This window comes from Allobosea sp. 47.2.35 (genome assembly GCF_024655635.1).
In the GTDB taxonomy this organism is placed as follows: Bacteria; Pseudomonadota; Alphaproteobacteria; order Rhizobiales; family Beijerinckiaceae; genus Allobosea.
Map to the genome: position 1 here is coordinate 45152 of NZ_JANLGI010000018.1, position 26428 is coordinate 71579.

The 26428-nt window shown below is 66.6% G+C and carries 24 protein-coding genes; 12 read left to right on the plus strand and 12 right to left on the minus strand.

All coding sequences use genetic code 11. The annotated features are described in order from the left end of the window. Nucleotides 1-36 precede the first annotated feature (36 nt). Nucleotides 37-1338, minus strand: coding sequence for a peptidoglycan DD-metalloendopeptidase family protein (locus tag NUV79_RS19895; protein ID WP_257734805.1), 1302 nt, complete (start codon nucleotides 1336-1338; stop codon nucleotides 37-39). A gap of 104 nt (nucleotides 1339-1442) precedes the next feature. After that, nucleotides 1443-1907: a peroxiredoxin gene (locus tag NUV79_RS19900; protein ID WP_257734806.1), complete on the minus strand. Its 465-nt coding sequence runs from the start codon at nucleotides 1905-1907 to the stop codon at nucleotides 1443-1445. 231 nt (nucleotides 1908-2138) lie between these two features. Here NUV79_RS19900 and NUV79_RS19905 point away from each other — a divergent pair, with 231 nt between their 5' ends. Next, nucleotides 2139-5576 carry an AsmA family protein gene (locus NUV79_RS19905; protein ID WP_257734807.1) on the plus strand — a complete coding sequence of 1146 codons (3438 nt, stop codon included), beginning with the start codon at nucleotides 2139-2141 and terminating at the stop codon, nucleotides 5574-5576. Nucleotides 5577-5725: 149 nt separating this feature from the next. Here NUV79_RS19905 and tyrS read toward each other — a convergent pair whose 3' ends face one another. Next, a complete protein-coding gene (gene tyrS / locus NUV79_RS19910) occupies nucleotides 5726-6979 on the minus strand; it encodes a tyrosine--tRNA ligase (RefSeq protein WP_257734808.1) in 1254 nt (417 codons plus the stop codon). 90 nt (nucleotides 6980-7069) lie between these two features. Then, entirely contained in the window at nucleotides 7070-7303 is a 234-nt protein-coding gene (locus tag NUV79_RS19915) for a YjiS-like domain-containing protein (RefSeq protein WP_257734809.1), read from the minus strand. Between the two features lie 121 nt (nucleotides 7304-7424). On the opposite strand from NUV79_RS19915, the gene gcvA reads away from it, so the two are divergent. Continuing rightward, nucleotides 7425-8381, plus strand: coding sequence for a transcriptional regulator GcvA (gcvA, locus tag NUV79_RS19920; RefSeq protein ID WP_257734868.1), 957 nt, complete (start codon nucleotides 7425-7427; stop codon nucleotides 8379-8381). On the opposite strand, the gene NUV79_RS19925 is transcribed toward gcvA, so the two are convergent. Next, nucleotides 8356-9027, minus strand: a complete 672-nt coding sequence (locus NUV79_RS19925) for an alpha/beta hydrolase (RefSeq protein ID WP_257734810.1) — start codon at nucleotides 9025-9027, stop codon at nucleotides 8356-8358. The two genes, gcvA and NUV79_RS19925, sit on opposite strands and share 26 nt — an antisense overlap. Before the next feature lie 290 nt (nucleotides 9028-9317). On the opposite strand from NUV79_RS19925, the gene NUV79_RS19930 reads away from it, so the two are divergent. The 8 genes from NUV79_RS19930 (at nucleotide 9318) to NUV79_RS19965 (ending at nucleotide 17147) form a co-directional block, all read left to right on the plus strand. Then, nucleotides 9318-10523, plus strand: coding sequence for a cysteine desulfurase family protein (locus NUV79_RS19930; RefSeq protein WP_257734869.1), 1206 nt, complete (start codon nucleotides 9318-9320; stop codon nucleotides 10521-10523). A 60-nt stretch (nucleotides 10524-10583) separates the two neighbouring features. Then, a complete protein-coding gene (sufB, locus tag NUV79_RS19935) occupies nucleotides 10584-12056 on the plus strand; it encodes a Fe-S cluster assembly protein SufB (RefSeq protein ID WP_257734811.1) in 1473 nt (490 codons plus the stop codon). Nucleotides 12057-12205: 149 nt separating this feature from the next. Beyond that, nucleotides 12206-12958 (plus strand): Fe-S cluster assembly ATPase SufC, encoded by a 753-nt coding sequence (gene sufC, locus NUV79_RS19940; protein WP_257734812.1) that lies wholly within the window; start codon nucleotides 12206-12208, stop codon nucleotides 12956-12958. Next, on the plus strand, nucleotides 12958-14307 hold the full coding sequence (sufD, locus tag NUV79_RS19945; RefSeq protein ID WP_257734813.1) for a Fe-S cluster assembly protein SufD: 1350 nt from the start codon (nucleotides 12958-12960) through the stop codon (nucleotides 14305-14307). The genes sufC and sufD overlap by 1 nt, the downstream gene beginning before the upstream one ends. Further along, nucleotides 14307-14516 (plus strand): tautomerase family protein, encoded by a 210-nt coding sequence (locus NUV79_RS19950; RefSeq protein ID WP_257734814.1) that lies wholly within the window; start codon nucleotides 14307-14309, stop codon nucleotides 14514-14516. Before sufD ends, NUV79_RS19950 begins: the two co-directional genes overlap by 1 nt. 4 nt (nucleotides 14517-14520) lie before the next feature. After that, nucleotides 14521-15759, plus strand: a complete 1239-nt coding sequence (locus tag NUV79_RS19955) for a cysteine desulfurase (RefSeq protein WP_257734815.1) — start codon at nucleotides 14521-14523, stop codon at nucleotides 15757-15759. 15 nt (nucleotides 15760-15774) lie between these two features. Further along, the gene (locus NUV79_RS19960; RefSeq protein WP_257734816.1) at nucleotides 15775-16158 is read left to right on the plus strand and encodes an SUF system Fe-S cluster assembly protein; all 384 of its coding nucleotides are present in this window, start codon (nucleotides 15775-15777) and stop codon (nucleotides 16156-16158) included. A gap of 101 nt (nucleotides 16159-16259) precedes the next feature. Further along, on the plus strand, nucleotides 16260-17147 hold the full coding sequence (locus NUV79_RS19965; protein WP_257734817.1) for a PhzF family phenazine biosynthesis protein: 888 nt from the start codon (nucleotides 16260-16262) through the stop codon (nucleotides 17145-17147). On the opposite strand, the gene NUV79_RS19970 is transcribed toward NUV79_RS19965, so the two are convergent. After that, the gene (locus NUV79_RS19970) at nucleotides 17142-17498 is read right to left on the minus strand and encodes an MmcQ/YjbR family DNA-binding protein (RefSeq protein ID WP_257734818.1); all 357 of its coding nucleotides are present in this window, start codon (nucleotides 17496-17498) and stop codon (nucleotides 17142-17144) included. The two genes, NUV79_RS19965 and NUV79_RS19970, sit on opposite strands and share 6 nt — an antisense overlap. A gap of 3 nt (nucleotides 17499-17501) precedes the next feature. Beyond that, nucleotides 17502-18569, minus strand: a complete 1068-nt coding sequence (locus tag NUV79_RS19975) for a malate/lactate/ureidoglycolate dehydrogenase (RefSeq protein WP_257734819.1) — start codon at nucleotides 18567-18569, stop codon at nucleotides 17502-17504. 232 nt (nucleotides 18570-18801) lie between these two features. Here NUV79_RS19975 and NUV79_RS19980 point away from each other — a divergent pair, with 232 nt between their 5' ends. Next, on the plus strand, nucleotides 18802-19191 hold the full coding sequence (locus NUV79_RS19980) for a HesB/IscA family protein (RefSeq protein ID WP_257734820.1): 390 nt from the start codon (nucleotides 18802-18804) through the stop codon (nucleotides 19189-19191). 9 nt (nucleotides 19192-19200) lie between these two features. Here NUV79_RS19980 and NUV79_RS19985 read toward each other — a convergent pair whose 3' ends face one another. Together NUV79_RS19985 and NUV79_RS19990 are read right to left on the minus strand one after the other, a co-directional pair. After that, nucleotides 19201-20259, minus strand: a complete 1059-nt coding sequence (locus NUV79_RS19985; RefSeq protein WP_257734821.1) for a GGDEF domain-containing protein — start codon at nucleotides 20257-20259, stop codon at nucleotides 19201-19203. Between the two features lie 184 nt (nucleotides 20260-20443). Then, a complete protein-coding gene (locus tag NUV79_RS19990; RefSeq protein ID WP_257734822.1) occupies nucleotides 20444-21913 on the minus strand; it encodes a DEAD/DEAH box helicase in 1470 nt (489 codons plus the stop codon). 162 nt (nucleotides 21914-22075) lie between these two features. Between NUV79_RS19990 and NUV79_RS19995 the strand changes: the two genes are divergently transcribed. Continuing rightward, nucleotides 22076-22771, plus strand: coding sequence for an alpha/beta fold hydrolase (locus NUV79_RS19995; RefSeq protein WP_257734823.1), 696 nt, complete (start codon nucleotides 22076-22078; stop codon nucleotides 22769-22771). 6 nt (nucleotides 22772-22777) lie between these two features. Here NUV79_RS19995 and NUV79_RS20000 read toward each other — a convergent pair whose 3' ends face one another. From NUV79_RS20000 to parE, 3 genes are all read right to left on the minus strand, one after another. Then, a complete protein-coding gene (locus NUV79_RS20000; protein ID WP_257734824.1) occupies nucleotides 22778-23038 on the minus strand; it encodes a hypothetical protein in 261 nt (86 codons plus the stop codon). 101 nt (nucleotides 23039-23139) lie between these two features. After that, nucleotides 23140-24072: a LysR family transcriptional regulator gene (locus NUV79_RS20005; protein WP_257734825.1), complete on the minus strand. Its 933-nt coding sequence runs from the start codon at nucleotides 24070-24072 to the stop codon at nucleotides 23140-23142. 156 nt (nucleotides 24073-24228) lie between these two features. Then, on the minus strand, nucleotides 24229-26310 hold the full coding sequence (parE, locus tag NUV79_RS20010) for a DNA topoisomerase IV subunit B (RefSeq protein WP_257734870.1): 2082 nt from the start codon (nucleotides 26308-26310) through the stop codon (nucleotides 24229-24231). Nucleotides 26311-26428 lie beyond the last annotated feature (118 nt).

A 26428-nucleotide genomic window follows, 5' to 3' on the forward strand; every position in this document is an offset into this window, starting at 1 on the left:
CCGAAGCGCGGCCTTCTTTGTTTCTGTGGGGGTCTCTTAGAGCGCGTTCGCGAGCAGCTTGCCGCCGGCGCGCAGGAAGCGGGTGGGATCGACCGGCTCGTCGTTGATGCGGGTCTCGTAGTGCAGGTGCGGGCCGGTCGAACGGCCGGTGGAGCCGACGCGGCCGACCACCGTGCCGGTCTTGACCATCTGCCCGGTCGTGACCGAGATCGCCGACATATGGGCGTAGCGGGTCGTCAGCCCGTTGGCATGCTCGACCTCGACCATGTTGCCGTAGCCGCCGTTATATTCGGCCACGACCACCTTGCCCGGCGCGGTCGCCATGATCGACGAGCCGGTCTCTGCCCTGAAATCGACGCCGGTATGCATGGCGAGGCCGCGCGTGAACGGGTCGGTGCGATAGCCGTAATTCGACGTGAAGTCGTGGTCGCCGGCCATCGGCCGGGCGAGGGGGAGCTGCTCGATCAAGCCACGCAGCCGCATCACCGAGGCGACGCGCGGCTGGAGGGCGTTCAACGTCGCCTCGAAAGGTCCCGCCGAATTATCGAGCTTCACTGGCACGAAAGGCCCGCCCATGCCGCCCGTGGCAACGGCCGGCGCGGAAAGCTTCTCGGCATCGAGCCCGGTTTCGGCGAGCGCGCTGCGCAGGCGCTTCTGCGTCGCCGCGAGGGTCTCGTCCATGTCCTTGAGCGCGGCGAGCTGGGCATCGGAACTCCGCGCCATCGCACCGTCCAGTCGGGTCAGGGCGGCATCGACCCGCTTGGCCGGCGGCTCGGCCGGAGCCTCTCCTGATTGCCAGCCGCCGCCATCGGCGCCGCGCAGCGGTGGCGTCTCGGGCGCGGGCGTTGGCTTGTTCGGCAAGATCGGGGCGAAGCTGGTCACGCCGGAGGCGCGGATCGGTTCGCCGGGCTTGATGACCTGCGAGCGCAGCGGGAGCTTTGCAGCCGGGATCAGTCCGCTGGACTGCAATGTGTCGGTGAGGGCTGCGACCAGAGACTGGCGCGATTCGAGCTCGGCCTGCCGGCTCGCGAGTTCGTCGACGCGGGATTCGACGCCGTCCTGATCGAGCAGGGCGCGGCTGGCATAGCGGTCGATATCGGCCCGCAGCGCCGATATCCGGTCCTCATAGGCATATTGGCGCGTCGTCTCGCGGGCGATCATCCGGGCGGCGAGGTCATCGCTGCTGAGGATGTACCAGCCGGCGGCGCCGCTGCAGGCCGTGCTCAGGGCCAGCCAGGCGAGCCCCGCGAGCATGGTGGAGCGGCGCACCGTATAGGTCTTGTGGGAGACCAGGCCAACGGTCGAGAGGGCGGGGGCTGTCTGGGACTGATGATGCATACGCAGTACCGGTAATCACGCTGCCGATACCGTCATCAGACATTGTTAGGGTTAATCTTTCGCAAACTTCGCCCCGCGCAACGCCCGGGCAATGCTTCAAGGCCTCAAAGCGCTTGCGCCGCCGCCAGAACCTCCTCGGCATGGCCCGCAACCTTCACCTTGCGCCAGATCCGGGCAAGGCGTCCCTCGACATCGATCAGGAAGGTCGAGCGTTCGACCCCCATATAACTGCGACCATACATGCTCTTCTCGACCCAGATGCCATAGGCGTTCGCCAGCGCCTGCGTCTCATCGGCCAGCAGGGGGAAGTCGAGCTCGTATTTCTTCTTGAAATTGCTATGCTTCTTCGCCGAATCCGGCGAAACGCCGATGATTTCGGTGTCGCAGGCCGCGAATTCCCGGCGCAAGCGGTTGAAGGCGATCGCCTCCTCCGTGCAGGCCGGGGTATTGTCCTTGGGGTAGGCATAGAGCACGACCTTGCGGCCGCGCAGCGCGGAGAGGCTGACCTCGCCGCCGCCGTCGCGCGGCAGTGTGAAGCCGGGTGCCGGATCGCCTTCCTGCAAAGCCATGGTCGCTGCCTTCCTTTCGTCGCCTTCTCGCTGCATGGAGCCCGCGACCCGGCGTGGCAAGCCGGCTCACGGCAAGGCCCGGCGAATCGTCGGATGTTTCCGTTTCCGGATTGCCGAATCGCTTCGCCTGACCGCATCGACATGCATGCTGCCTTCCGGGATTGCGGCAAGGGGCGATCGGCCGCACCCTGATGCGAACCGATGCAGGCGCAGAAAAGGACCACGCGAATCTTGTCGGATCAGGAAGCAAAGGCTGCGGCGGCAGGGCACGGCAAGGCGTTGCCCGCGGACGAGGCCTGCGATGTCGAGATCGTGAAGCGGCGCGCCAAGGCGGGCCTCGTCACGATCTGCGTCGCGGTCACCGTTGCCGTGCTGGTGCTGGCCGGTGCGGCGGCGACGCTTCTGGTCACGGGCATCGTCCCGCTCTCCGGCCTCGAAGGCCGTATCACGGCCGCCATCGAGGAGCGGCTCGGGCCGGACTGGAAGGTCACCGCGGCCGCGGCCGAACTCGGCCGCATCGACGGGCATTCGCAGCTGCGGGTCCGGCAGGTCTCGTTCCAGCATGTCAGCGGCGCCGTGATCCGCGCGCCCGAGGCAGTCCTCGGCTATGCGCCGATGGCGCTGCTCCGCGGCGACATCAGGCTGGTCTCGGTCGATCTGCGCGGCGTCAATGTTCGTCTCGGCGTCACAAAGGACGGCGCCCTCGTGGTCAACGCCGATTCGGCGCCGGCCGAGACACCGCCCCAACCGACCCTGCCCGATGCCGCGCAGTGGAATGCCTTCACCGGCATCATGGGCGCGATCTCGACACTGGCGCGCGGCGACGGTTTTCTCGGCTCGCTCGAGGAAGCCGGCATGAACGGGGCGCGGCTGTCGCTGGTCGATCCCGACGGGCGTCAGAAGGCTGGGCTGGAAGATGTCGAGATCAGGCTGACGCGCATCGCCGAGCGCGGCACGCGGATGACGATGAAGGGGCGCACGGGACAGCGCTGGAAGGAACTGGCAGTCGATCTGTCGACAGAGGCCGACGGCACGCAGCGCGCGGACATCGACATTCAGCGCTTCGAGCCCGCCGAGGCGGTCGCGCTCGCCTTCGGCACCGGCGGTATCCGGGTCGAGGGGCTGCCGCTGCAGGGCCGCGCGACGCTGCGGCAATCCCCGGACGGCAAGAAATCGATCACGGCGCGGGTCGGTGTCCGGTCCGGCACGTTGCGCTTTCCCGACGCTCCGATCTCGTCCTTCGCGCTGGATTCGGTGGATCTCGAAGTCGCGAGCGGTGCCGACCTCTCCGAGCTCAACATCACCCGCGGCGAGATCAAGGCCGGCGCGACACATTTCACGGCGACAGGCTCGTTGCGCGAGGACAATGGTGGCTGGCGCATCGCACTCGATGCCAGCGGCCAGCTCGCCGGGATCGACAATGATCCGCCGGTCCAGATCGACAGCCTCAAAGCTGCGCTCAAGCTCGATTCAGCCAACAATGCGGTCACCATCGATTCAGCCTCGCTGCGCGGACCTCTGGCCTCGGTCGACCTGTCGGCCCTGGTGCAGCGGATCAACGGCTCGCCGCTCCAGCGCTTCGCGATCAAGTCCACGAACTCCGACGCGCGTGCTCTGCTCGCGATCTGGCCGAGCTTCACTTCGCCGGACGTGCACGGCACGCTGCGACGGCAGCTCGCCGCGGGGCGCCTCAGGTCGCTCTCGGTCGATCTGGATCTCGCGCCCGAGGACCATGCCCGCCTGGTCAAGGGCGAAGGCATGCCGGATGCCGCACTCTCCGTGATGATCGATGCCGACCGGGTTCGCTATCTCCCCGATCCCGGCCTGCCGCCGCTGGTCGATGCGACCGTGACCGGGCGTGTCGGCGGGCGCACCGTCCAGCTCGCCATCGGCAAGGCGACGGCGGAGATCGGCGGCGGCCGCCAGCTCCAGCTGAGCGAAGGCAGCTTCGCCATGCCGGACTACCACGTGCACCGTGCGCAGGCCCGGATCGGCTTCCGTTCGCTCGGCTCGATGGATGCGCTGGCGGCGCTGTTCGCGTTTCCGTCGCTGAAGGATTTCAGCCCCGGCAAGATCGACCCGGCCGCGATCAAGGGCACGAGCGACCTGAAGGTCGGCATCACGCTGCCGCTCGCCGATGACTTGAAGCCGGACGAGGTCGTCGTGACCGGCGCGGGCAACCTGGCGAATGTCGCCTCCGATACGCTCCTGGGCACGGAGAAGCTCGAAGCCGGCATGTTCGCCGTGAATGTCGATCGCGCCGGCCTGCTGCTGCGTGGCGATGCGCGGGTCGGCGGCGACAAGGCGCAGGTCGAACTCAAGCAAAGCGGCAAGGGGCAGGGCGAGGCGACCCTGCAGCTCGCGCTCGATGCAGCCGCGAGGCAGCGTCGTGGCTTTGGCGCCGATAGCGGCATTTCCGGGACATTGCCGGTGCGGGTGGTCAAGCCGCTCGGCAAGGGCCCGGAGCAGCCGCCGCGCGTCGAGATCGACCTTGCCAAGGTCGCACTCGACGGTGTCGTACCCGGCCTGAGCAAGCCGGCGGGGAGGCCCGGCAAGGTCTCATTCGCGTATGTGGCCGATCCGGAAGGCCCGGATCTCGACGATTTCACGCTCGAGGCCGGCTCGGCCTTGATTAAGGGGCGCATCGAGCTGAACAAGCAGAACGGGCTGGACAGCGCGAGCTTCTCGCAGTTCCGCCTCTCGCCCGGTGACAACCTGAAGATCGATGCCAGGCGGGACGGCAACATCGTCAAGCTGACGGTGCGCGGTGCGGTCGCGGACCTGCGCCCCTTCATCAAGGATCTGCAAAGCCCGGGATCGTCGGGCAAGGGTGACAAGTCCGGCGGGAAGGGCGGTGACTACGACGTCGATCTCGACGTGCCGATCCTGACCGGCTTCAACAACGAGGCGATCACCAACGGCACGCTGAAATTCGCCAAGCGCGGCGGCGAGATCCGCTCGGCCCATTTCCAGGGACGGATCGGCCGGGCCGATGTCTCCGCCCGGCAGGGCGGCCGGGGCGAGGGCGGGCAACTCGTCATCCAGTCGGAGAATGGTGGCTCGTTGCTGCGCTTTCTCGATCTCTACAACAAGGCCCATGGCGGGGATCTCCTGCTGACCCTGGGCCCGGGCGAGAACCAGAGCGGAGACCTGCTGTTCCGCAATTTCCTGGTCCGGGACGAGCCCGCGCTTCGCCGTGTGGTCGGCGCGCAGTCGTCGAGCGCCTTTGCGGGCGACAACGCAGCCGAGCAGCGGATCGATGTCAGCGAGGTCGCCTTCACCAAGCTCAAGGCCGAGTTCACCCGCTCCGCCAGCCGACTCGATGTCTCGGACATGGTGATCTGGGGCCAGCAGGTCGGCTTCACGCTGCAGGGCCATGTCGATTACGGCCGCGACCGCGTCGATATCGGCGGCACCTTCGTGCCGGGCTATGCTTTCAACAATGCGTTCGCGCAGGTGCCGGTGGTTGGCGCGCTGCTCGGCGGCGGCAGCCAGTATGGCGGGCTCTTCGCGGTGAATTTCCGGATTTCCGGCGCCGCCAGCGCGCCGACCATGTCGATCAACCCGCTCTCGGCGCTGGCGCCCGGCATCCTGCGCCGCTTCGTCGATCCGCTCGGCGGCGCGCCGGCGCAACGGCCGGTCCAGCCGCGGCAGACCCAGCCGCGCTGAAATGTATCATCCCGTGCGCGGTGCAGCGCGTAGCGGTGCGCCGCAGACACGGGACCGCGCGACGAGAAGGCACCTTTTCCGGGTGACGGTCCCGCATCTGCGCAGCAGCACTTCGTGCCGCAGCGCGTGCGGGATGGCAGGCGGAGAGCTTACTCCGGCCGCAGCAGGATGTGCTTCTTCTTGCCGAAGGAGAGCTTGATCACGCCTTCCGACGTCAGGTCTCCCAGGCCGAGCAAGGCGCGCTCGTCCGTCACGACCATGTCGTTGACGCGCAGGCCCCCGGCCTTGACCTGACGGCGAGCCTCGCCGGTCGAGGGCACCAGCCCCGCCTTGACGAAGGCAGTGAGCACGCCGACGCCGGGCTCGATCTCGGCGCGCGCGATCGCGACGCTCGGCAGGTCGGCGGCGAGGCCACCTTCCTCGAAGGTCTTGCGCGCCGTCTCCGCCGCAGCCTCGGCAGCCTCGCGGCCATGCACGATCGCGGTGATTTCGGTCGCGAGGATCTTCTTCGCCTCGTTCAGTTCGGCGCCGCCGAGCGCGGCGAGCCGGGCGATCTCGTCCATCGGCAGGCGCGTGAACACCTTGAGGAAGCGGCCGACATCGGCGTCCTCGGTGTTGCGGAAATACTGCCAGAAATCATAGGGGCTGAAGACATCGGCATTGAGCCAGACCGCGCCATTGGCGGTCTTGCCCATCTTGGCGCCGGAGGAGGTCGTCAGCAGCGGCGTCGTCAGGCAGTAGAGCTGCGGCCCGCCCATCCGGTGCGAGAGGTCGACGCCGTTGATGATGTTGCCCCACTGGTCGGAGCCGCCCATCTGCAGGCGGCAGCCATGGCGCCGGTTGAGCTCCGTGAAGTCGTAGCCCTGCATGATCATGTAGTTGAATTCGAGGAAGGACAGCGACTGCTCGCGGTCGAGCCGGAGTTTCACCGAATCGAAGGAGAGCATGCGGTTGACCGAGAAATGCCGGCCGACGTCGCGCAGGAACTCGACATAGTTCAGCTTCAGCAGCCAGTCGGCATTGTTCGCCATCATCGCGTCGGTCGGCCCGTCGCCATAGCGCAGGATGCGGCTGAAGACCCGCTTGATGCTCTCGATATTGGTGGCGATCTCCTCGACCGTGAGCAGCTTGCGCTGGTCGTCGCGGAAGGAGGGGTCGCCGACCATGGAGGTACCGCCGCCCATCAGCGTGATCGGGCGGTGGCCGGTCTCCTGGAACCAGTAGAGCATCGTCAGCGAGATCAGGTTGCCGATATGGATCGAGGTCGCCGTGGCGTCATAGCCGACATAGGCCGTCTGCGTTCCCTGCCGGCACAGAGCATCGAGGCCCTCCGCATCGGAGACCTGATGGATGAGGCCGCGCTCGTCGAGCACGCGCAGGAAATCGGACTTGTAGGTGGTCATGGCGGCTTGCGATCTGCTGAATGTCGTTCCGCCGTCGTCTAGAGCATCGGACCGCAAAGGGGAAACCGCTTTTTTGCGGCCAGGGCGCTCTCAACCGCCCGCGGAAAGGCGGTTGAGCCAGAGATCGGGATTGTCGCGGGCGCGCGGAGGCTGCACCGCATCGCGCGGCAGGCCGAGATCGCAGAGCGCGCGATCATCCAGTCGCGCGAGACGATGCTGCGTGCGGAGGGTGACTGCATGGCGCTGCCAGGCCGTGAACAGGCCATGCAGAAGGGATGAGCTGCCGGACGTGTCCAGCCGCCCCGCATGGGAAGCGCAGGTCATGATGTGATCCTCTCGGAGGCAGGCGCGACCGCCCGCTTTCATGAGATGAATCTGGGCCAGACCGGGCGCGGGGACAAAGCGGAAGATTGTCACCTGCCATAAAGCAGGCTTATGCTTGAGTATGCCCTCGCATCCGCCGCCGCCCAAGCTTCCGCCCCTTGCAGCGGTCCGCGTCTTCGAGGCTGCGGCGCGGCACCAGAACTTCACCCGCGCCGCCGAAGAGCTCGGCATGACGCAGGCGGCGGTCAGCTATCAGATCAGATTGCTGGAGGATCGCGTCGGGGCGCCCCTCTTCGTGCGCCAGCCGCGCCAGGTCGTGCTGACGCCGATCGGTCAGCGGCTCGCCGGCCCCGTCGGCAAGGCGCTCAACGATATCGGGACAGTATTCCGCGATATCTGCGAGGAGAACCAGACGGTCCTGACGATCTCCTCACTGCAGACGATGGCGATCACCTGGCTCTCGCCAAGGCTGGCTCAGTTCCAGATGGAGAACCCGCAATTCGCCGTGAGGGTCCGCACCTCGCAGCATCTCGTCGATTTCGCCACCGAGGCCGTCGACCTGGCCGTACGCTATGGGCCGGGCTCATGGCCGGGCGTCACGGCGGAGAAGCTGTTCGATTGCCATTACGCGCCGCTCTGCTCGCCGGAGCTGCGCGAGCGCTTGCAATTGCGCGAGCCGGCGGACCTGCTGCGGGCGCCGCTGCTGAGCGCCGACGAGGAAGCGTGGAAGGACTGGTTCGCCGATCTCGGCCTCGACATGCCCCGGCAAGGCGGGCGGTCGATGTCGCTGGAAATGCAGGCGATGAGCGTGCAGGCCGCGATGCGCGGGCATGGCGTCGCGATGGCGGTGCCGGAGCTGTTTGCCTATGACATCGCAGCCGGGCGGCTCGTCTTCGCCGTCGAGCACGCCGTTCCCGACGAATGGGCCTACTGGATCGTCTATCCGACGGAGCGTCAGCGCGAGCGCAAGATCAGGCTGTTTCGCGACTGGATCATGGCGGAGGCACGGGCAGCGCAGATGACGCTGCCCGTCATGGCATCGAGCCGGGGGCTCAGGCCTGTTCCTGCTCGGTCTTGAGGATTTCGGGGCCGACCTTGCGGTCGAGATAGACGCCGACCTGCTCCATGAGCTGCTCGACGCGGCCGTCGAAGAAGTGGTTCGCGCCCTCGACGACGGCATGCTCGATCTGGATGCCCTTCTGGGTCTTCACCTTCTCGATCACCGCCATGACTTCCTTGACCGGGGCGACGCGATCCTCGGAGCCATGGACGAACAGGCCCGAGGACGGGCAGGGCGCCAGGAACGAGAAGTCGTAGCGATTGGCCATCGCCGCGATGGAGAGGAAGCCCTCGATCTCCGGGCGGCGCATCAGCAGCTGCATGCCGATCCAGGCGCCGAAGGAGACGCCGGAGATCCAGCAGCTCTTGGCTTCGGGATTGAGCGCCTGCATCCAGTCGAGCGCGGCGGCCGCGTCCGAAAGCTCGCCCGCGCCATGGTCGAAATGGCCCTGGCTGCGGCCGACGCCGCGGAAATTGAAGCGCAGCGCCGAGAAACCGCGGTTCACGAACGTGTAGAACAGGTTGTAGACGATCTGGTTGTTCATCGTCCCGCCGAATTGCGGGTGCGGGTGCAGGATGATCGCGAGCGGCGCACCCCGCTTCTTGGCGGGCTGGTAGCGACCCTCGATCCGGCCTGCGGGCCCGTTGAAGATAACCTCTGGCATCGTCTCACCGCTTCTTGCGGCAGCGCCGGCGCGGGCGGGCAGAAAGCGGGCGCATGCCTGCTCGAAACCCGGCCACCCTTGACGGCGCCACCATGCGCGCCCTAGATGAAGGGCGCTTAGAATAGTTCTAACAGCCGTGAACAAGTCGAGAACAAAACGGTGGATCGCACTGGCGAACCGCGTTTCGACCGTTCCGGCCGGTTCGGATGGGCGGCTATAGCACGGCGCACAGGTGCGATTTCAAGCATTTCGTATCGGTGACCGGCAATGACGAGGATGGAGCAGGCAGGATCGTGACGGCGGGACGCGCCTATCTCGACCATAATGCCACGACCCCGGTGCGGCCGGAGGTGGTGGAAGCGGTCGCGCATGCGCTGACGCTGCCGGGCAATCCGTCCTCCGTCCACGGCGAGGGACGCGCCGCGCGGGCCGCCATGGAGCGGGCGCGCGAGCAGGTCGCGAGGCTCGTCGGTGCCAAGGCCTCGAATGTCGTCTTCACCAGCGGTGGCACGGAAGCGAATGTCGCGGTGCTGTCGCCCGGTCTGATGGATTGCGACGGCGGCCGCGACTGCGTGCGCACGCCCGCGACGCTTCTGCTTCACAGCGCGACCGAGCATGCCTGCGTGCGCGAGGGACATCGGTTCCCGGCCAACGCCGTCGAGGCGATCCCGGTCGACGGCAATGGCCTCGTCGACCTCGTCTGGCTCGACGGGCGGCTGGCGCGTTTCGTCGCCGAAAACCCCGGCGTCCGCGCGCTCGTCTCGATCCATCTCGCCAATAACGAGACCGGCGTGATCCAGCCTGTCGCCGAGGCGGCAACGATCGTGCATCGCCGTGGCGGGCTCATGCATAGTGATGCAGTGCAGGCTGCCGGCAAGATCGCCATCGATATCGCGGCGCTCGGCGCTGACGTGCTGACCCTCTCGGCGCACAAGATCGGCGGGCCGAAGGGCATCGGCGCGATCGTGTTCCGCACGGGCGCGCTCGAACTCGCCGACAAGCCGATGCGTGGTGGCGGGCAGGAGCGTGGCTGGCGAGCCGGAACCGAAAACCTGCCGGGAATCATCGGCTTCGGCGCGGCGGCCGAGATCGCTAGCAAGGTTCTGGCTGACGAGGCTGAGCGGCTTTCCAGATTGCGCGACCGTCTGGAAGCCGGGCTTGCTGCGCTGTCACCGGAGACGATGATCTTCGCCCGGTCCGCGCAACGCCTGCCCAATACCAGTGCCTTCGCCACGCCGGGCCTCAAGGCCGAGACCGTGCTGATCAAGCTCGACATCGCCGGTGCCGCGCTATCTTCTGGCTCGGCCTGCTCTTCGGGCAAGGTCAAGCGCTCGCATGTGCTCGATGCGATGAAAATCGACCCCGCCATGAGCGCAGGGGCCTTGCGGGCCTCGCTCGGATGGACCACCTCCGAGGCGGATATCGATCTCTTTCTCGCGGCCTACGAAAAGCTCGTGGCCGCGCAAGTCGATCGGGGCGCCCGGGCTGCCGCCTGACGCGTTTCGCAACACGAAGACCAAACCGGCGGGCCTTGAACCCGCACTGGAGACTGAGAAATGGCAGCGGTCCAGGAGACCATCGATCAGGTCAAGTCGATCGACGTGACCGAGTACAAATACGGCTTCGTCACGGAGCTGGAGGTCGAGAAGCCGGCCAAGGGCCTCACAGAGGACACGGTCCGCTATATCTCGGCGCGCAAGAACGAGCCGGAATGGATGCTGGAATGGCGGCTCGACGCCTTCCGCCGCTGGAAGACCATGACGGAGCCGACCTGGTCGCGCGTCAACTATCCGCCGATCGACTACCAGGACCTGTACTATTACGCGGCGCCGAAGAAGGGCGCCTCGCCGAAATCGCTCGACGAGGTCGATCCGGCCATTCTGGATACCTACAAGAAGCTCGGCATCCCGCTGCGCGAGCAGGAAATCCTGGCTGGCGTCGCTCCTGAGAACCGCGTCGCCGTCGATGCGGTGTTCGACTCGGTCTCGGTGGTCACGACCTTCAAGAAGGAACTGGCGCAGGCCGGCGTGATCTTCTGCTCGATCTCCGAGGCGATCCAGGAGCATCCCGAGCTGGTGAAGAAGTACCTCGCGACGGTCGTTCCGGTGACGGACAACTATTTCGCGACGCTGAACAGCGCGGTCTTCACCGATGGCTCCTTCGTCTACATCCCCAAGGGCGTGCGCTGCCCGATGGAGCTGTCGACCTATTTCCGCATCAACGAGCAGAATACCGGACAGTTCGAGCGCACGCTGATCATCGCCGACGAGGGCGCCTATGTCAGCTATCTCGAAGGCTGCACGGCGCCGAAGCGCGACGAGAACCAGCTCCACGCCGCGGTGGTCGAGCTGATCGCGCTGGATGATGCCGAGATCAAGTACTCGACCGTGCAGAACTGGTTCCCCGGCGATGCCGAGGGCAAGGGCGGCATCTACAACTTCGTGACCAAGCGCGGCGACTGCCGCGGCAAGAACTCGAAGATTTCGTGGACGCAGGTCGAGACCGGCTCGGCGATCACCTGGAAGTACCCGTCCTGCATCCTGCGCGGCGACGGCTCGCGCGGCGAGTTCTACTCGATCGCGGTGTCGAACGGCATGCAGCAGGTCGATAGCGGCACTAAGATGCTGCATCTCGGCAAGAACACGACCTCGAAGATCATCGCCAAGGGCATCGCCGCCGGCAAGTCGGACTCGACCTATCGCGGCATCGTCTCGGCCCACCGCAAGGCGACCGGCGCGCGCAACTTCACCAACTGCGACTCGCTTTTGATCGGCGACCAGTGCGGCGCGCACACCATCCCCTATATCGAGGCCAAGACTGCGACCGCGATCTTCGAGCACGAGGCGACCACGTCGAAGATCGGCGAGGACCAGATGTTCTACTGCCAGCAGCGCGGCCTCTCCGAGGAGGAGGCGGTGGCGCTGATCGTCAACGGCTTCGTCAAGGAGGTGCTGCAGCAGCTCCCGATGGAATTCGCCGTCGAGGCGCAGAAGCTGATCACGATCTCGCTCGAAGGCTCGGTTGGATAAGGGCGGTCTTCCCGCACGCGCTGCGGCACGCCAGTGCTGCTGCGCAGATGCGGGACCGTCATCGGAATAACCACTGGACAAAACGATCCCGGGTCTGCGGCGCACCGCTTCGCGCTGCACCACGCACGGGATGACACAGGAACGAAACGATGCTCGAAATTCGCAATCTGATCGTCAAGATCGCCGACGAGGACAAGCAGATCCTGAACGGCCTGAACCTCACCGTGAACGACGGCGAGGTCGCCGCCATCATGGGGCCGAACGGCTCCGGCAAGTCGACGTTGAGCTATGTCATCGCCGGCAAGGAGGACTACGAGGTCCTCGACGGCGAGATCCTGCTCAACGGCGAGAACGTGCTGGAGATGGAGGCCGATGCCCGCGCCGCCGCCGGCATCTTCCTCGCCTTCCAGTATCCGCTGGAGATTCCCGGCGTCGCCACCATGACCTTCCTGAAGGCCGCCATGAACGCGCAGCGCAAGGCGCGCGGGCAGGACGAGCTCTTGACCCCGGACTTCATCAAGCAGGTCAATGCCGCAGCCGACAAGCTCGGCATCGCCAAGGACATGCTGCGCCGCCCGCTCAATGTCGGCTTCTCCGGCGGTGAGAAGAAGCGCATGGAAATCCTTCAGATGGCTCTGCTTTCGCCGTCCATGTGCATCCTCGACGAGACCGATTCCGGCCTCGACATCGACGCGCTCCGCATCGTCGCCGAGGGCGTGAACGCGCTCCGCGACAAGAACCGCGGCTTCCTCGTCATCACCCACTACCAGCGCCTGCTCGACCATATCGTGCCGGACACCGTCCACGTCATGTCGAAGGGCCGGATCGTGAAGACGGGCGGCAAGGAGTTGGCGCTGGAGCTCGAGAAGTCGGGCTATGCGGCCTATGGGGAGGCTGCCTGATGGCCATCGTCACCCCGCTGAAGACGGCTGCCGAACAGCAGCTCGTTCAGCAATATGCCGACAGCAAGGCCGAGCTGCCGGGCGGCCCGGCCGTGCGCAAGCTCCGCGAGGACGCCTTCGCCGGCTTCGAGGCCAAGGGCCTGCCGCATCGCCGGCTCGAATCCTGGCGCTATACCGACCTGCGCACGCTGCTGCGCGAGGCACGTCCGCTTACCGGCGGCGCTGCCGTTACGGCGGCGGTCAAGGCTCGCCTGGCCGCGCTGAAGCTCGATGGCCTGCGCCTCGTGCTGGTCGACGGCATCTTCGCACCGGAGCTCTCGGCGCTCGACGCGATCCCGGAGGGTGTCTCGGTGCAGTCGCTCGCCGAGGCGTTGGTCTCGCCGCGCGAGGACCTGACCCGCATCCTGGCCGGGCCTTCGGTTGGCCATGACGACATGGGCCTCGCGCTCAACACCGCGCTGATGCGCGATGGCGTCTTCGTCGAGATCGCCGATGGCGTCGAGCTGGAACAGCGGATCGTCATCGTTGCGCTCGCCTCGGGCGAGGAGGAGCGGGCGGTGTTCCACCGCTCGGTCGTGCTCGCCGGCGAGGGCGTCAAGGGTACGGTGGTCGAGGTCAGCGAAGCAGCCGGGAAGGCCGCGCAGCAGATCAACGGCGCGATCGTCTTCGAAACCGGCGACGAGAGCGAGATCCAGCATGTCCGCCTCGTCACCCGCCAGCAGGCGGCGACGGTCGAGGTGCAGAGCCTGCTCGCGACGGTCGGTGCTCACGCGAAGTTCGATTCCTTCGCGCTGATCTGCAATGCCGGCACGGTGCGCCAGCAGCATTTCGTCCGCTATGCCGGCGAGCACACCGAGATCGGCTTGCGTGGTGTCAACCTGATCAACAAGGCGCAGCATTCCGACGTCACGCTGATCGTCGACCACGAGGTGCCGCACGGCACCAGCCGCGAGCTGTTCAAGACGATTGCCGGGGGCGAGGCGACCGGCGTGTTCCAAGGCAAGGTCATCGTGCGCAAATACGCGCAGAAGACCGATGGCGGCATGAAGAGCAACGCGCTGCTGCTCAACGACGGCACCTCGATGTACAACAAGCCCGAGCTTGAGATCTTCGCCGATGACGTGGTCTGCGGCCATGGCGCGACGGTCGCGCAGATCGACGGCGACCAGCTCTTCTACCTGATGGCGCGCGGCCTGCCGCGGCCGCAGGCCGAGGCGCTGGTGCTGCAGGCCTTCGCCGGCGAGGCAGTCGAGTTCATCACGGATGAGGATGTGCGCGATCTCGTGATCGGCGAGGTCGAGTCGTGGCTGAAGGCCCGCGAGGCCGCTTCCGAGGTGAGCACCGTCTGATGCCCTACATCAATCTCCAGATCACCAAGGGCGCCTCGCGCCAGCAGAAGGCGCAGATCGTGAAGGAATTCACGGAAACGCTGGTCAAGGTGCTCGGCAAGAACCCGCAGAACACCCATATCGTGATCCAGGAGATCGAGCGCGAGGATTGGGGCCATGGCGGCGAACTCGTCGCCGACAAGGCGCCAGTCACGCCCGGAAAGGCCTGAACCGATGAACGCGCTGGCGAAGCCCTACGACGTCCAGGCCATCCGCAAGGATTTCGCGATCCTGAGCCGGGAGGTCTATGGCAAGCCGCTGGTCTATCTCGACAATGCCGCCTCGGCCCAGAAGCCGGAAGCGGTGATCGAGGCGATGACGCGGCTGATGCGGGAGGACTACGCCAATGTCCATCGCGGCCTGCATTACCTCGCCAACGCGTCGACGGAAGCTTATGAGGCGGCTCGCGAAAGCGCGCGCCGCTTCCTGAACGCGGCGCATCTGGAGGAGATCGTGTTCACGCGCTCCTCCACCGGCGCGCTGAACACGGTGGCCTCCTCGCTCGGGCGCTACCTCAAGATCCAGGAAGGTGACGAGATCATCCTCTCGATCCTGGAGCACCATTCCAACATCGTGCCCTGGCACTACTGGCGCGAACGCCATGGCGCCGTGATCAAGTGGGCGCCGATCGACGAGGACGGCAATTTCCTCATCGATGAATTCGAGAAGCTGATCTCGCCGCGCACCAAGGTGGTGTCGCTGACGCAGATGTCGAACGCAATCGGCACGATCATACCCGTAGCCGAGGTCGCCGCGATCTGCCGTTCCTACGGCATTCCGTTGGTGGTCGACGGCAGCCAGGGCGCCGTGCACCTGCCGGTCGACGTGCAGGCGCTGGGCTGCGATTTCTACGCCTTCACCGGCCACAAGACCTATGGACCGACCGGCTCCGGCATCCTCTGGGGCAAGAAGGAATGGCTCGACAAGCTGCCGCCTTACGAGGGCGGCGGCGAGATGATCGTCACCGTCAGCGAAGACAGCGTGACCTATAACGACCCGCCGCATCGCTTCGAATCCGGCACGCCGGCTATCGTCGAGGCTGTGGGGCTGGGTGCGGCGCTCGACTACATGATGGCGCTCGGCCGCGAGAACATCGCGGCGCACGAGGCCAAGCTAGGCGCCTACGCCATGGAGCGGCTCGGCGAGATGAATTCGATCCGCATCTTCGGCAAGGCCAAAGAGAAGGGTGCGATCGTCGCTTTCGAGATGAAGGGCGCCCATGCCCATGACGTCGCGACCGTGATCGACCGCGCCGGTGTCGCCGTCAGGGCCGGCACCCATTGCGCCATGCCGCTTTTGGCACGATATGGGGTGACATCGACCTGCCGCGCCTCCTTCGGGCTCTACAATACGCTCGAAGAGGTGGACAAGCTGGTCGATGCCCTGCGGAAGGCCGAGAGCCTGTTCGCCTGACCGGGATTTGAAGAGATGACCGACAGCGTCGCCGAAGACATCAAGCCGAACGCCCCCGCCATGGGCACGGGCACCGCGCTGCCGCCGGAAGAGATCGACCGGCTGACGGACGATATCGTGGCCGCCCTGAAGACGGTCTACGATCCCGAGATTCCCTCGGACATCTACGAGCTCGGCCTGATCTACCGCGTCGATATCGCCGACGACCGGCAGATCACGATCGACATGACGCTGACCGCGCCGGGCTGCCCGGTGGCCGGCGAGATGCCGGGCTGGGTCGAGAACGCGGTCGGTGCCGTTCCGGGCGTCGCCGGCGTCACCGTCAACATGACCTTCGATCCGCCCTGGGATCAGTCGCGCATGTCCGACGAGGCCCGCGTCGCCCTCGACATGTGGTGAGCGGCTCCGCCCGCGTTGATGGATCGCATCTCATCGCTTCATTGGTGCTGAGCTCGCGCCGCTGGCAGGAATAGGCGCGTCATCCGCCACCGGAGCCCGCGATGCCCAGCTTTCCTTACGAGACCGTCGACGTCTTCACCGACCGCGCCTTCGGCGGCAACCAGCTTGCCGTCTTCACCGATGCGCGCGGTCTCTCGGACGCCCAGATGCAATCGCTCGCGGCCGAGATGAACTATAGCGAGACGACCTTCGTCCTGCCGCCGGACGATCCGGCCAATGACGCGCGCGTGCGCATCTTCCATCGCACCGCCGAGATGCCCTTCGCCGGTCATCCCAATGTCGGCACGGCCTGCGTGCTGGCCCGCCACGGCCGCGACCGCAACGGCGTGCTGCGTTTTGAGCAAATGGCCGGGCTGGTCGAGATCGCGGTCGAGCGCGATGCGGCCGGCGCTGTAACCGGCGCTGTCATCGCCGCGCCGCAGGCGCTGTCGCTCGGCATCGAGCTGCCGGCGGACGGCATCGCAGCCTGTGCGGGCGTCGCGGCTTCCGATATCGTCACCAGCGGGCACAAGCCGGTGCAGGCCTCGCTCGGCGTGAAATTCGTGCTGGCACAGGTCGCGCCGGCCGCGCTTGCGGGCGCGACGCCCGACATCGCCGCCTTCCGCAAGCTCGAAAGCCAGCATCCGGAATTGCAGGGGCGCCTGTCGCTCTTTCTCTATGCCCGCGACGGCAACGCCGTCCGGGCGCGGATGTTCGCGCCGCTGGCCGGTACCTGGGAGGACCCCGCCACCGGCAGCGCCAGCGCCACGCTGGGCGCGCTGCTCCTGTCGCTCGATGGCGGCGATGAAGCGGCCTACAGCATCACCCAGGGCGTCGAGATGGGCCGCCCGAGCCGGCTGAACGTCACGTCGCGCCGCGCGACAGACGGCTTCCGCTCGCGGGTCGGCGGTGGCTGCGTGCCGATGTTCCGGGGCGAGGCGCTGCTATAGCCCCAGCTCCGCCCGCACCCGCTTCGTCAGCCCGACGGCGACGAGGCGGTGGCTCTCGGCGAGGTAATCCCGCAGGGCATCGTCCGGCATGCTTTCACCGGTGAGCCACTGGATCCATTTCATCCCGCGCGAGGCGAGATAGGGCGCGGGCCTGAGGCCCGGCTGCTCGCTCAGGATATCGAAACCCATCGGCGAGCATTTGAAGGAGACGGCTATCTCGCCGTTCTCCTGCTGCCGACCGATGGCGAAGACCTTGCCGCCGACCTTCCAGACATCGGCGCCACCCCATTGCACGACATGGCTCGTCGCCGGAAGCGCAGCGCAGAAGGCGTTATAGGCCTCGGGGGACATGGCTCAGTAGCTTTCCGCGTCGATGCCATGCTGCTTGGCGGCGGCAACGATCTGCGACCAGGTCTCGTCGTCGAGCGGGATGCCGGCGGCCTGCCGCTCGATCTTGACCTTGCGCTCCTTGTCGCCGGGCGCCAGCACCGGATTGGCCGGGTCCATCGGTTTCGCCGCGCGGACGAAGGCGAGATAGCTCTCGGTGCGGCTGCGGCGAAGCTCCGCATCGGGCTCCAGCCGTGCCGGATCGATGATGACGCCGAAGAGCGAGTTGATCACCCAGGTCTTCTGCGGCTTCTGGTCGATCCGCGCCGCACCCATCAATCCGGCTGAGAGCAGTTCCGCGATCAGCGAAAGGCCGGCACCCTTGTGGTCGCCGAAGGGCAGGAGCGCGCCGAGCGGGTGGTTCGGGCTGGCGAAGACATGGGCCGGGTCCGTGGTCGGGCGGCCCTCGCCGTCGATGATGTAGCCGGGTGCTACTTGCTCGCCCTTGTTGAGGGCGACGCGGGCCTTGCCATGGGCCATGCGGCTGGTGGCGAAGTCGAGGATCAGGGGATCGCCGCCGGGCACGGGGATGCCGATCGCATGGGGATTGGTGCCGAAGCGGGCTTCCTTGGCGGCATAGGGCGCGACGATGGGCGGCCGGCCGGCGACATTGACCCAGAAGAACGAGATCAGCCCGGCCTCGGCCGCGACCTCGGCATAATGTCCGATGCGGCCGATATGGTGGGAATCGAGCAGGTTGACGATGGCGACGCCGCCGGCCTGCGCCATCGTGATGGCTCGGTCGACGGCATTGCGCGCGTTCGGCTGGCCGAGCGCGATCTTGCCGTCGATGATCAGGAAGGGCGCCGCATCGACGCGCGTCTGCGGCTGCGAGGCCGGGCTGAGATTGCCGTCGGCCAGCGACTGGAAATAGAGCGGCAGCATGCCGACGCCGTGGCTGTCATGGCCGCTGAGATTGGCGAGGACGAGATGGTCGGCGGTCTCCTGCGCCTCGGCCTCGGTCCAGCCGGCTTTCACGACCATGTCGCGGACAAGGGCATGCAGCGATTCGGGGCGATGCAGACGATGCGCCATGGGTTTCCTGCCGTTTGGAAGAGGTCTTGTCGGAAGAGGTCTTGGAGCCTCAGGGATTCTTGAGCGTCAGAGTGCATGAGCCGGCCCGTTCCGCAATGCGTCGGGCGGGCAGGGGCTGGATCGCGGGCGCATGGCGCGCCTCCGCCATCTCGACGAAAGCCCCGGCGATCCCTATGTTGTCGGGAACAATCTTGCTTCTCCGGGCCTTGAACCCGGTCGAGGAGGGAAACCGATGTTTTCGATACCGGGCCTCAAGGTCATTTCGCTGACCGACGCCGCGGCGGCCCGCATCCGCGAGATCATGGCGCAATCCTCTGGTGGGGATGCTCCGGCGCTCGGCCTCAGGGTCGGCGTCAAGAAGGGCGGCTGCGCCGGCATGGAGTACACCTTCGAGATCGCGCGCGCGCTCAACAAGGGCGACGAGGTCGTGAGCGACAAGGACGCGACGGTGGTCGTCGATGCCAAGGCCGTGCTGTTCCTGCTCGGCACCGAGCTCGATTTCAGGACGGACCGGTTCTCCTCGACTTTCGTCTTCAACAACCCCAATCAGGTCTCGGCTTGCGGCTGCGGTGAATCCGTCGAGATCAAGCCGCGCAACGAAAGTGCGCTGACGGCGCCCTGAACCGGAGGCTCAGGCGACGCGGCTGCTCGTTTCCAGCGCGTCTTCGGTGACGGTGCGGTTGCGCCCGTCGCGTTTGGCCTGCATCAGCGACTGGTCGGCCCGGTCCACCAGCGAGCCGGCCGTATCGCCGCGGCGATAGCTGGCAACGCCGAGCGAGATGGTGATGCGGCCGAGATTCACGTTGGTCGAGCGCTTGATCAGCTCGCGGGTCAGCAGCGCCTGGCGCACCGTCTCGGCGCCGAACTTGCCGGCGATCAGGTCGGCTTCCGGCAGGATGATGGCGAATTCCTCGCCGCCGAAGCGGGTGATGATCGCCTTGTCCTTGAACTTGTCCTTCATCGTGCGCGCGACAAGGCGCAGCACCTGGTCGCCCGTCAGGTGGCCATGGGCGTCGTTGAAGCGCTTGAAGAAGTCGATATCGGCCATGACCAGCGCGAAGGGCTCGCGGCGCAACGTCGCCTGATCGATCGACTTCTGCAGCATCTCCTCGAAATGACGGCGATTGGCGAGCCCCGTCAGCGGATCGGTGAGGGCCTCGGCACGCGTCGATTCCAACGCTTCGCGCAGGTTGCGGATTTCGTTCGAGCTATTGCGCAGCTCGGCCTCGAGCTGAGCCTTGCGCGTGACTTCTTCGCGGGTCGACATCACCAATGCCTCGACCCATTCGCGCAGCTTGTGACGGTCGGTCGCCGGCGGCACGTCCTCCGACATGGCGCAGAGTCGGCCATGATAGAGTTCGCTGGAGCCAAGTGCCTTGTCGACGAGGCCCATCATCGCGTCGATCTCGCCGAGCACCTGCAGGCTGGTGCGCTCGGCCTGGCGCGAGAAGCGCTCGGTGCTGATGAAGCGCTCGTAGAGGCTGTCGATATCGGCAGCGGAGACCTTTCCGTCGCTGCCGGCGATGATCGCGTTCATCGCGATGCTGACGGCCGGTATTTCGCCGCTCAGATGGGCGTACCAGACCTCGAAGGCGCGGGGATAGCTCGGCGAGCCATGCTCTCGCATCGCCGCGACGACGCGCTCGGCGAGATCATCAGTGCGGGCGGGAACCGAAACCAGGTCGTCCATGCCTTCGCCATCCCGTATGAAGCCGGGTCGCGGCCTTTGGCCACGTCAGCTTCGATCAAACAATCGAAGCGGGACATCCTGTCCGTATATACGGCGGCATGCGCCCGTCCGCCGCGAAGGTCATCCCGTCGCGACGAAATGCAATCTAGGGCGATGGTGTTAAAAACGGGTTGATGCCGTAACGTTATCCGACACGTGCCGGACGCAGCAGGAAGGCCGGCACGTGATCGCCCAGGCCCTTCACCTGCGGGCCGTCATCGTCGTCGCGATGGTTGCGGCCACGCCGGCCATCCTGGTTGCGGGGCTTGGCCGCAGCCGTGTCGGAATCCGGCCGCACGGGCTCGTGCCGACCGGGCGCGCGATGCGCATCGGCCTTGCCTTCCGGCTCGCTGGACCGCGGGCTCGCCTCGCTCTCGGCGCGGGGGCCGCGCTCGCGCTCGGGGCGGCCGCGACCGCGCGACGACGAACGCTTGTCGTCCCGGCGGCCTCCGCGGCGCTCATCGCGCGGTTCGCCCGGAGGGAGGGCGTCGAGGCCGGGACCTTCGAAGGCGATGGTCTGGCCGGTCAGTTTCTCGACGGCGGAGACGAGCTTGTCGTCATGGCGCGTGACGATGGTGAAGGCGGTTCCGAGACGCCCGGCGCGGCCGGTGCGGCCGATGCGGTGGACATAGTCCTCGGCATGGGTCGGCACGTCGAAATTGAAGACATGGCTGACGGCGGGGATGTCGAGGCCGCGCGCCGCGACGTCCGAGGCGACGAGGATCGGATTCTCGCCGGTGCGGAAGGATTCCAGCGCCGCCATGCGGGCATACTGGTCCATGTCGCCATGGAGCGCGACGGCGGGGAAGCCATGGCGCTGCAGCGACTTGTGCAGCGTCGCGACATCGCGCTTGCGGTTGCAGAAGACGATCGCGTTCTGCAGGTCGGTCGCGCCTTTGATCAGCTTGCGCAGCGTCTCGCGCTTCTCGAAATCCTGTGAATTGGAGGCGATCAGCCGCTGGGTGATCGTCGCCGCGGCCGTCGCCGGCCGGGAGACCTCGACGCGAACGGGATTGTGCAGGAACTGCTCGGAGATGCGGGTGATCTCCGGCGGCATCGTCGCGGTGAAGAACAGCGTCTGCCGCGTGAAGGGCACGAGCTTGCAGACGCGCTCGATGTCGGGGATGAAGCCCATGTCGAGCATGCGGTCGGCCTCGTCGATGACGAGGAGTTCGACGCCGGTGAGCAAGAGCTTGCCGCGCTCGACATGGTCGAGCAGGCGGCCGGGCGTCGCGATCAGCACATCGACGCCGCGGGTGATCTTGGCGTCCTGGTCGCCGAAGGAAACGCCGCCGATCAGCAGCGCCACCGAAAGCTTCTGGTTCACGCCATAGCGGACGAAGTTCTCCTCGACCTGCGCCGCAAGCTCGCGCGTCGGCTCCAGGATCAGGGTGCGCGGCATCCGGGCCCGGGCGCGGCCGGTTTCCAGGATGGTGAGCATCGGCAGCGTGAAGGCCGCGGTCTTGCCGGTGCCGGTCTGGGCGATGCCCAGAACGTCCTTGCGGGCAAGGACATGCGGAATGGCCTGGGCCTGGATGGGGGTCGGCGTGTTATAGCCTGCGGCCGTGACGGCCGTCAGAACCTTTTCGCTCAAGCCGAGTTCGGCAAATGACATCGCGTATCGTGCTTCTTCTGGGTCGGTGAAACGCGGCGGGATGACCTGCTCAACCACCACGTTGGCGCGACGACAGTTCCTGCGCGCCTTCGGACCCGTGTGGAATGCAAAGAAAACGCGGCAAAGTCAATCATCTAGCCTCGAAAGGACTGCTTTGATCTCATGAAGGAGCCGCTTGTTCTCGTGCCCGGCCTGAGTTGCAACGCCGCGCTCTATGCTCCGCAATGGCCGATGCTGGCCGATGGCCGGCCTATTCTCGTCGCCGATCACGCCCGCGACGACACGCTGCCCGCCATCGCGCAACGCCTGCTCGCGGCAGCGCCGCCCCGTTTCGCGCTCTGCGGCCTGTCGATGGGTGGCTATGTCGCGTTCGAGATTCTGCGGCAAGCGCCTGAGCGCGTGACGCGGCTTGCCTTGCTCGACACCAGCGCCAAACCGGCAACGCCCGAGACGAACGAGCCGCGGGAGCAGATGATCGCGCTCGCCGAGAAGGGCGTCTTCGACAATGTCACGACGCTGCTCTGGCAGAGGCTGGTGGCACCGGCGCGCCTGACCGACGAGCCGCTGCGGCTGCTGGTGCGGCGGATGGCCGACGACGTCGGGGCGGAGGGGTTCGTGCGGCAGCAGAAGGCGATCATGAAGCGACCGGATTCGCGGCCGCTGCTGGCGAAACTCTCGATTCCGACACTTGTTCTGGTCGGGCAGGAAGATGCGATCACGCCTGTGGCGGAAGCCCAGGAAATGGCAGGCCTTGCCGGCGAAAGGGCCCGCCTCACGATCGTGCCCGGCTGCGGCCATCTCTCGACACTGGAGGCGCCGGAGGTAGTGAGCGCGGAACTGTTGCGCTGGCTCGGCTGAGGGACGTCAGCGGGGCAGGGCGCAGGGGTCGAGTTTCGTCGCGTTGGCGGTCTGGCCGATCGAGCCGGTGATCATCGGGTCGGTGGGCTGGCGCTTCGACGCTGCAAGGCTGATGGCGGCCATGCGCTCCTTGTCGAGCGAGGCGGTCTGGCTCGACAGGAAATTCGCGGCGATGACCGACAGAAAGGCGATGGCCGCGCCGGCCTTGGCGATATCGGCGGCGAGCGTGCCGCGGTTGTCCTTCCAGAACATTTCGATCAGGCGCATGGCGCACTCTCCACGGCCCGTGACATCACGAGCTTTGCGGCAGCATGCGCCCAGAGCAGTAAAAGGATGGTTAGCCAAGTCTTGCCGGGCTGCCGAAGACTTTAAGGATCGGCGACCGTGCGGCCTGCGAGGCGTGCCTGATGCGCCTTGAACAGCTTGCGCAACGCGCTCAGCACTGCGGCGACGCCGGGTCTGCGGCGCGAGACCTCGTGCGAGACCAGGAAGATGTCATCGCCCGTCTCCTCCGGTGGTGGCTCAAGGCGGCGCAGGCTCGGATCGGCATCCCCCATGAAGCAGGGCGCCATGGACAGCGCGCCGGCCGAGCGGATGCTTTCATAGCGGGCCGCCGAATCGCCGACGCGGGCCGCGATCGGCCGCCCTGCGGCATAGGCCATGATGTGATCGTCGATCCGCGACGAGGTTTCGCGGTTCACCGAGATGATCGGAGCCGTCGTGGGATCGATGTCGCGGCGGACATAGAGAGTCTGCATCAGCCGCCCGACCTTCTGGGCGTAATGGCCGGGTTCGCCTGGAACCCTGGTCATTCGCAGCGCGATATCGGCCTCGCCGCGCGCCAGGTCGAGCCTGTTGCGCGTGCTGATGATCACGATCTCGACCCCGCCGGCTGCCTGCGAGATCGCCGTCGCGTTCATGGTCAGGAGCATGCTGATCGAGGTGGTCGCGGTGATCCGGACCGGCGCATCGGCGCGCGGGCGGGCAGCGTCGGCGCGGATCGCGAAGCGCTTGGCGGCGGCTTCCACGAGAGCAGCCTCGGCCGCGAGTTCCATGCCAATGGTCGTCGGCACGAGCCGGTTGGCTTCGCGGGTGAAAAGCTGCAGGCCGAGTTCGGCTTCGAAGCCCTTCAGCCGGCGCGCGACGGTAGCTTCGCTCAAGCCTAGCTGCGCCGCCGCCACGGCCATCGACCCGCAGACGGCGATGGCGTTGAATATCCGGATGTCGTCCCAGGATGCCTGTCCGGCCGGCGATGCCAATTCACCGTCGCGTCCAGATGGAGGGGAAGCAGGCTCGCCCATGCCGTCAGTGGCCAGTCCCAGTTGGAGTGGTGTCGGCGATCATGGTGGTCCGGGGAGTGGGGAGGGTTCGACATAAGCGAACCCTGCCGGGAAACGTTGCGTCGGGCAGCCCGCCGGGCCTGAGCCCCAGCCCTGCACGGATGCAGGGCTCAACTCTCACAGGTCGATCAGTTCGCCGGCAAAGGCGGCTCGTTCCTGGATGAACACGAAGCGCGCTTCCGGCTTGTTGCCCATCAGCCGCTCGACCGTGTCGGAGGTCTCCTCCTTGGCCTCGTGGTCAACCATGACCTTGAGCAGGATGCGCTTGCTCGGGTCCATTGTGGTTTCCTTGAGCTGGGCAGGCATCATTTCACCAAGGCCCTTGAAGCGCGAGATTTCCGGCTTCTTGCCTTTGAAGACGGTCTCGATCAGCTCGTCCTTATGGGCATCGTTGCGGGCATAGATGCTCTTGCCGCCGTGCTGGAGCCGGTAGAGCGGCGGCACGGCGAGATAGAGATGCCCCTTCTCGATCAGGCGCGGCATCTGCCGCCAGAAGAAGGTGACCAGCAGCGAGGCGATATGGGCGCCGTCGACATCCGCGTCGGTCATCACGATGACCTTCTCGTAGCGCAGGTCGTCCTCGCGGAACTGGGTGCCGATGCCGCAGCCGAGCGCCAGGATGAGGTCGGCAAGCTGCTGATTCTGGTTCAGTTTCTCGCGCGTCGCATTGGCGACGTTGAGGATCTTGCCGCGCAAGGGCAGGATCGCCTGGTTCGCGCGGTTGCGCGCCTGCTTGGCCGATCCGCCGGCCGAGTCGCCCTCGACGATGAAGAGTTCGGAGCCGGCGGCCCCTGCACTCGAGCAATCAGCGAGCTTGCCGGGCAGGCGCAGCTTGCGCGTCGCAGTCTTGCGCGAGACCTCCTTTTCGAGGCGCCGGCGCAACCGCTCCTCGGCGCGATCGACCGACCAGTCGAGCAGGCGCAAGGCCTGCTGCGGCGCGGCCGCGAGCCAATGGTCAAAGGCGTCGCGGATCGCGTTCTCGACGATGCGGTGCGCTTCCTGCGTCGCGAGCTTGTCCTTGGTCTGGCCCTGGAACTCCGGCTCGCGGATGAAGACCGATAGCATGGCGGCGCAAGTGGCCATCACGTCGTCGGAGGTGACCTGCGCCATGCGCTTCGACTGGCCGATGCGCTCGGCATGGTCGCGCAGGCCGCGCAGCAGGGCGATGCGCAGGCCCTGCTCATGGGTGCCGCCCTCGGGCGTCGGGATCGTATTGCAGTAGGAGGAGGAGAAGCCGTCCTCGCCGGTCGCGAGCCAGGCCACCGCCCATTCGAGCGAGCCGTGGCTGCCTTCCCTGGTGATCTTGCCGGAGAAGATCGGCTCGGCGACGAGGTCCTTGCCCTCGATCTCGCGGCCGAGATAATCGCGCAAGCCCCCGGGGAAGCGGAACACGGCCTCGGCGGCGACATCGCCTTCCGGCTTCAGCAGCGCGGGGGCGCAGGTCCAGCGAATCTCGACGCCACCGAAGAGATAGGCCTTCGAGCGCGCCATCCTGAACAGGCGGGCCGGGGAAAAATGCGCGCCCTCGCCGAAGATTTGCGCGTCGGGATGGAAGCGTACGCGGGTGCCGCGCCGGTTGGCGACGGCGCCGACCGTCTCCAGCGGCCCCTGCGGCAGGCCGCGCGAGAAGATCTGGCGATAGAGCGTCTTGCCGCGCGCGACCTCGACCTCCAGCCGATCCGACAGTGCATTGACGACGGAGACGCCGACGCCGTGCAGGCCGCCCGAGGTCTCATAGGCTTTGGAGTCGAACTTTCCACCGGCATGAAGCGTCGTCATGATGACTTCGAGCGCCGACTTGCCGGGGAATTTCGGGTGCGGATCGACCGGGATGCCGCGGCCGTTATCGGTCACGGCCAGCGAGCCGTCCTCGAACAGCTCGACATCGATGAAGGTGGCGTGGCCGGCCACCGCCTCGTCCATGGCGTTGTCGATCACCTCGGCGAAGAGATGATGCAGGGCGCGCTCGTCGGTGCCGCCGATATACATGCCCGGACGGCGGCGCACCGGCTCCAGCCCTTCGAGGACCTCGATCGCCGAGGCGTCGTAGCCGGCCTCGGACAGGGTGCCGTTGCGGGCAGGGGCGGCAGGCGCCGGTGCCGCCTTGGGAGCTGCGGCAGGCAGGGGCGCTTCCGGCCGCGGGCTTGCCGCGTCGGGCCGCTCCGGCTCCGAGCCGAAAAGATCGCCGTTATCCGCCATTGCCAACCGATTCTTCCTGATTCGCGACTGTGAACTCTAGCGCATCGCGCTGCGCAACGCCCTGTCAGGAACCGCTTATAGACACCTCATCCGCAGATCGAAACCGCCGTGCCATCGC

What these genes read in the sequence shown, in the direction of transcription:
- NUV79_RS19960 (WP_257734816.1), top strand. Translation starts at nt 15,775, where the DNA reads ATGACCGACAGCGTCGCCGAAGACATCAAGCCGAACGCCCCCGCCATG.
- NUV79_RS19970 (WP_257734818.1), bottom strand. Translation starts at nt 17,498, where the DNA reads ATGTCCCCCGAGGCCTATAACGCCTTCTGCGCTGCGCTTCCGGCGACG.
- NUV79_RS19950 (WP_257734814.1), top strand. Translation starts at nt 14,307, where the DNA reads ATGCCCTACATCAATCTCCAGATCACCAAGGGCGCCTCGCGCCAGCAG.
- NUV79_RS19895 (WP_257734805.1), bottom strand. Translation starts at nt 1,338, where the DNA reads ATGCATCATCAGTCCCAGACAGCCCCCGCCCTCTCGACCGTTGGCCTG.
- NUV79_RS20005 (WP_257734825.1), bottom strand. Translation starts at nt 24,072, where the DNA reads ATGGGCGAGCCTGCTTCCCCTCCATCTGGACGCGACGGTGAATTGGCA.
- sufB (WP_257734811.1), top strand. Translation starts at nt 10,584, where the DNA reads ATGGCAGCGGTCCAGGAGACCATCGATCAGGTCAAGTCGATCGACGTG.
- NUV79_RS19985 (WP_257734821.1), bottom strand. Translation starts at nt 20,259, where the DNA reads ATGGACGACCTGGTTTCGGTTCCCGCCCGCACTGATGATCTCGCCGAG.
- sufC (WP_257734812.1), top strand. Translation starts at nt 12,206, where the DNA reads ATGCTCGAAATTCGCAATCTGATCGTCAAGATCGCCGACGAGGACAAG.
- NUV79_RS19975 (WP_257734819.1), bottom strand. Translation starts at nt 18,569, where the DNA reads ATGGCGCATCGTCTGCATCGCCCCGAATCGCTGCATGCCCTTGTCCGC.
- gcvA (WP_257734868.1), top strand. Translation starts at nt 7,425, where the DNA reads ATGCCCTCGCATCCGCCGCCGCCCAAGCTTCCGCCCCTTGCAGCGGTC.
- NUV79_RS19925 (WP_257734810.1), bottom strand. Translation starts at nt 9,027, where the DNA reads ATGCCAGAGGTTATCTTCAACGGGCCCGCAGGCCGGATCGAGGGTCGC.
- sufD (WP_257734813.1), top strand. Translation starts at nt 12,958, where the DNA reads ATGGCCATCGTCACCCCGCTGAAGACGGCTGCCGAACAGCAGCTCGTT.
- NUV79_RS20000 (WP_257734824.1), bottom strand. Translation starts at nt 23,038, where the DNA reads ATGCGCCTGATCGAAATGTTCTGGAAGGACAACCGCGGCACGCTCGCC.
- NUV79_RS19900 (WP_257734806.1), bottom strand. Translation starts at nt 1,907, where the DNA reads ATGGCTTTGCAGGAAGGCGATCCGGCACCCGGCTTCACACTGCCGCGC.
- tyrS (WP_257734808.1), bottom strand. Translation starts at nt 6,979, where the DNA reads ATGACCACCTACAAGTCCGATTTCCTGCGCGTGCTCGACGAGCGCGGC.
- NUV79_RS19980 (WP_257734820.1), top strand. Translation starts at nt 18,802, where the DNA reads ATGTTTTCGATACCGGGCCTCAAGGTCATTTCGCTGACCGACGCCGCG.
- NUV79_RS19955 (WP_257734815.1), top strand. Translation starts at nt 14,521, where the DNA reads ATGAACGCGCTGGCGAAGCCCTACGACGTCCAGGCCATCCGCAAGGAT.
- parE (WP_257734870.1), bottom strand. Translation starts at nt 26,310, where the DNA reads ATGGCGGATAACGGCGATCTTTTCGGCTCGGAGCCGGAGCGGCCCGAC.
- NUV79_RS19915 (WP_257734809.1), bottom strand. Translation starts at nt 7,303, where the DNA reads ATGACCTGCGCTTCCCATGCGGGGCGGCTGGACACGTCCGGCAGCTCA.
- NUV79_RS19990 (WP_257734822.1), bottom strand. Translation starts at nt 21,913, where the DNA reads ATGTCATTTGCCGAACTCGGCTTGAGCGAAAAGGTTCTGACGGCCGTC.
- NUV79_RS19995 (WP_257734823.1), top strand. Translation starts at nt 22,076, where the DNA reads ATGAAGGAGCCGCTTGTTCTCGTGCCCGGCCTGAGTTGCAACGCCGCG.
- NUV79_RS19965 (WP_257734817.1), top strand. Translation starts at nt 16,260, where the DNA reads ATGCCCAGCTTTCCTTACGAGACCGTCGACGTCTTCACCGACCGCGCC.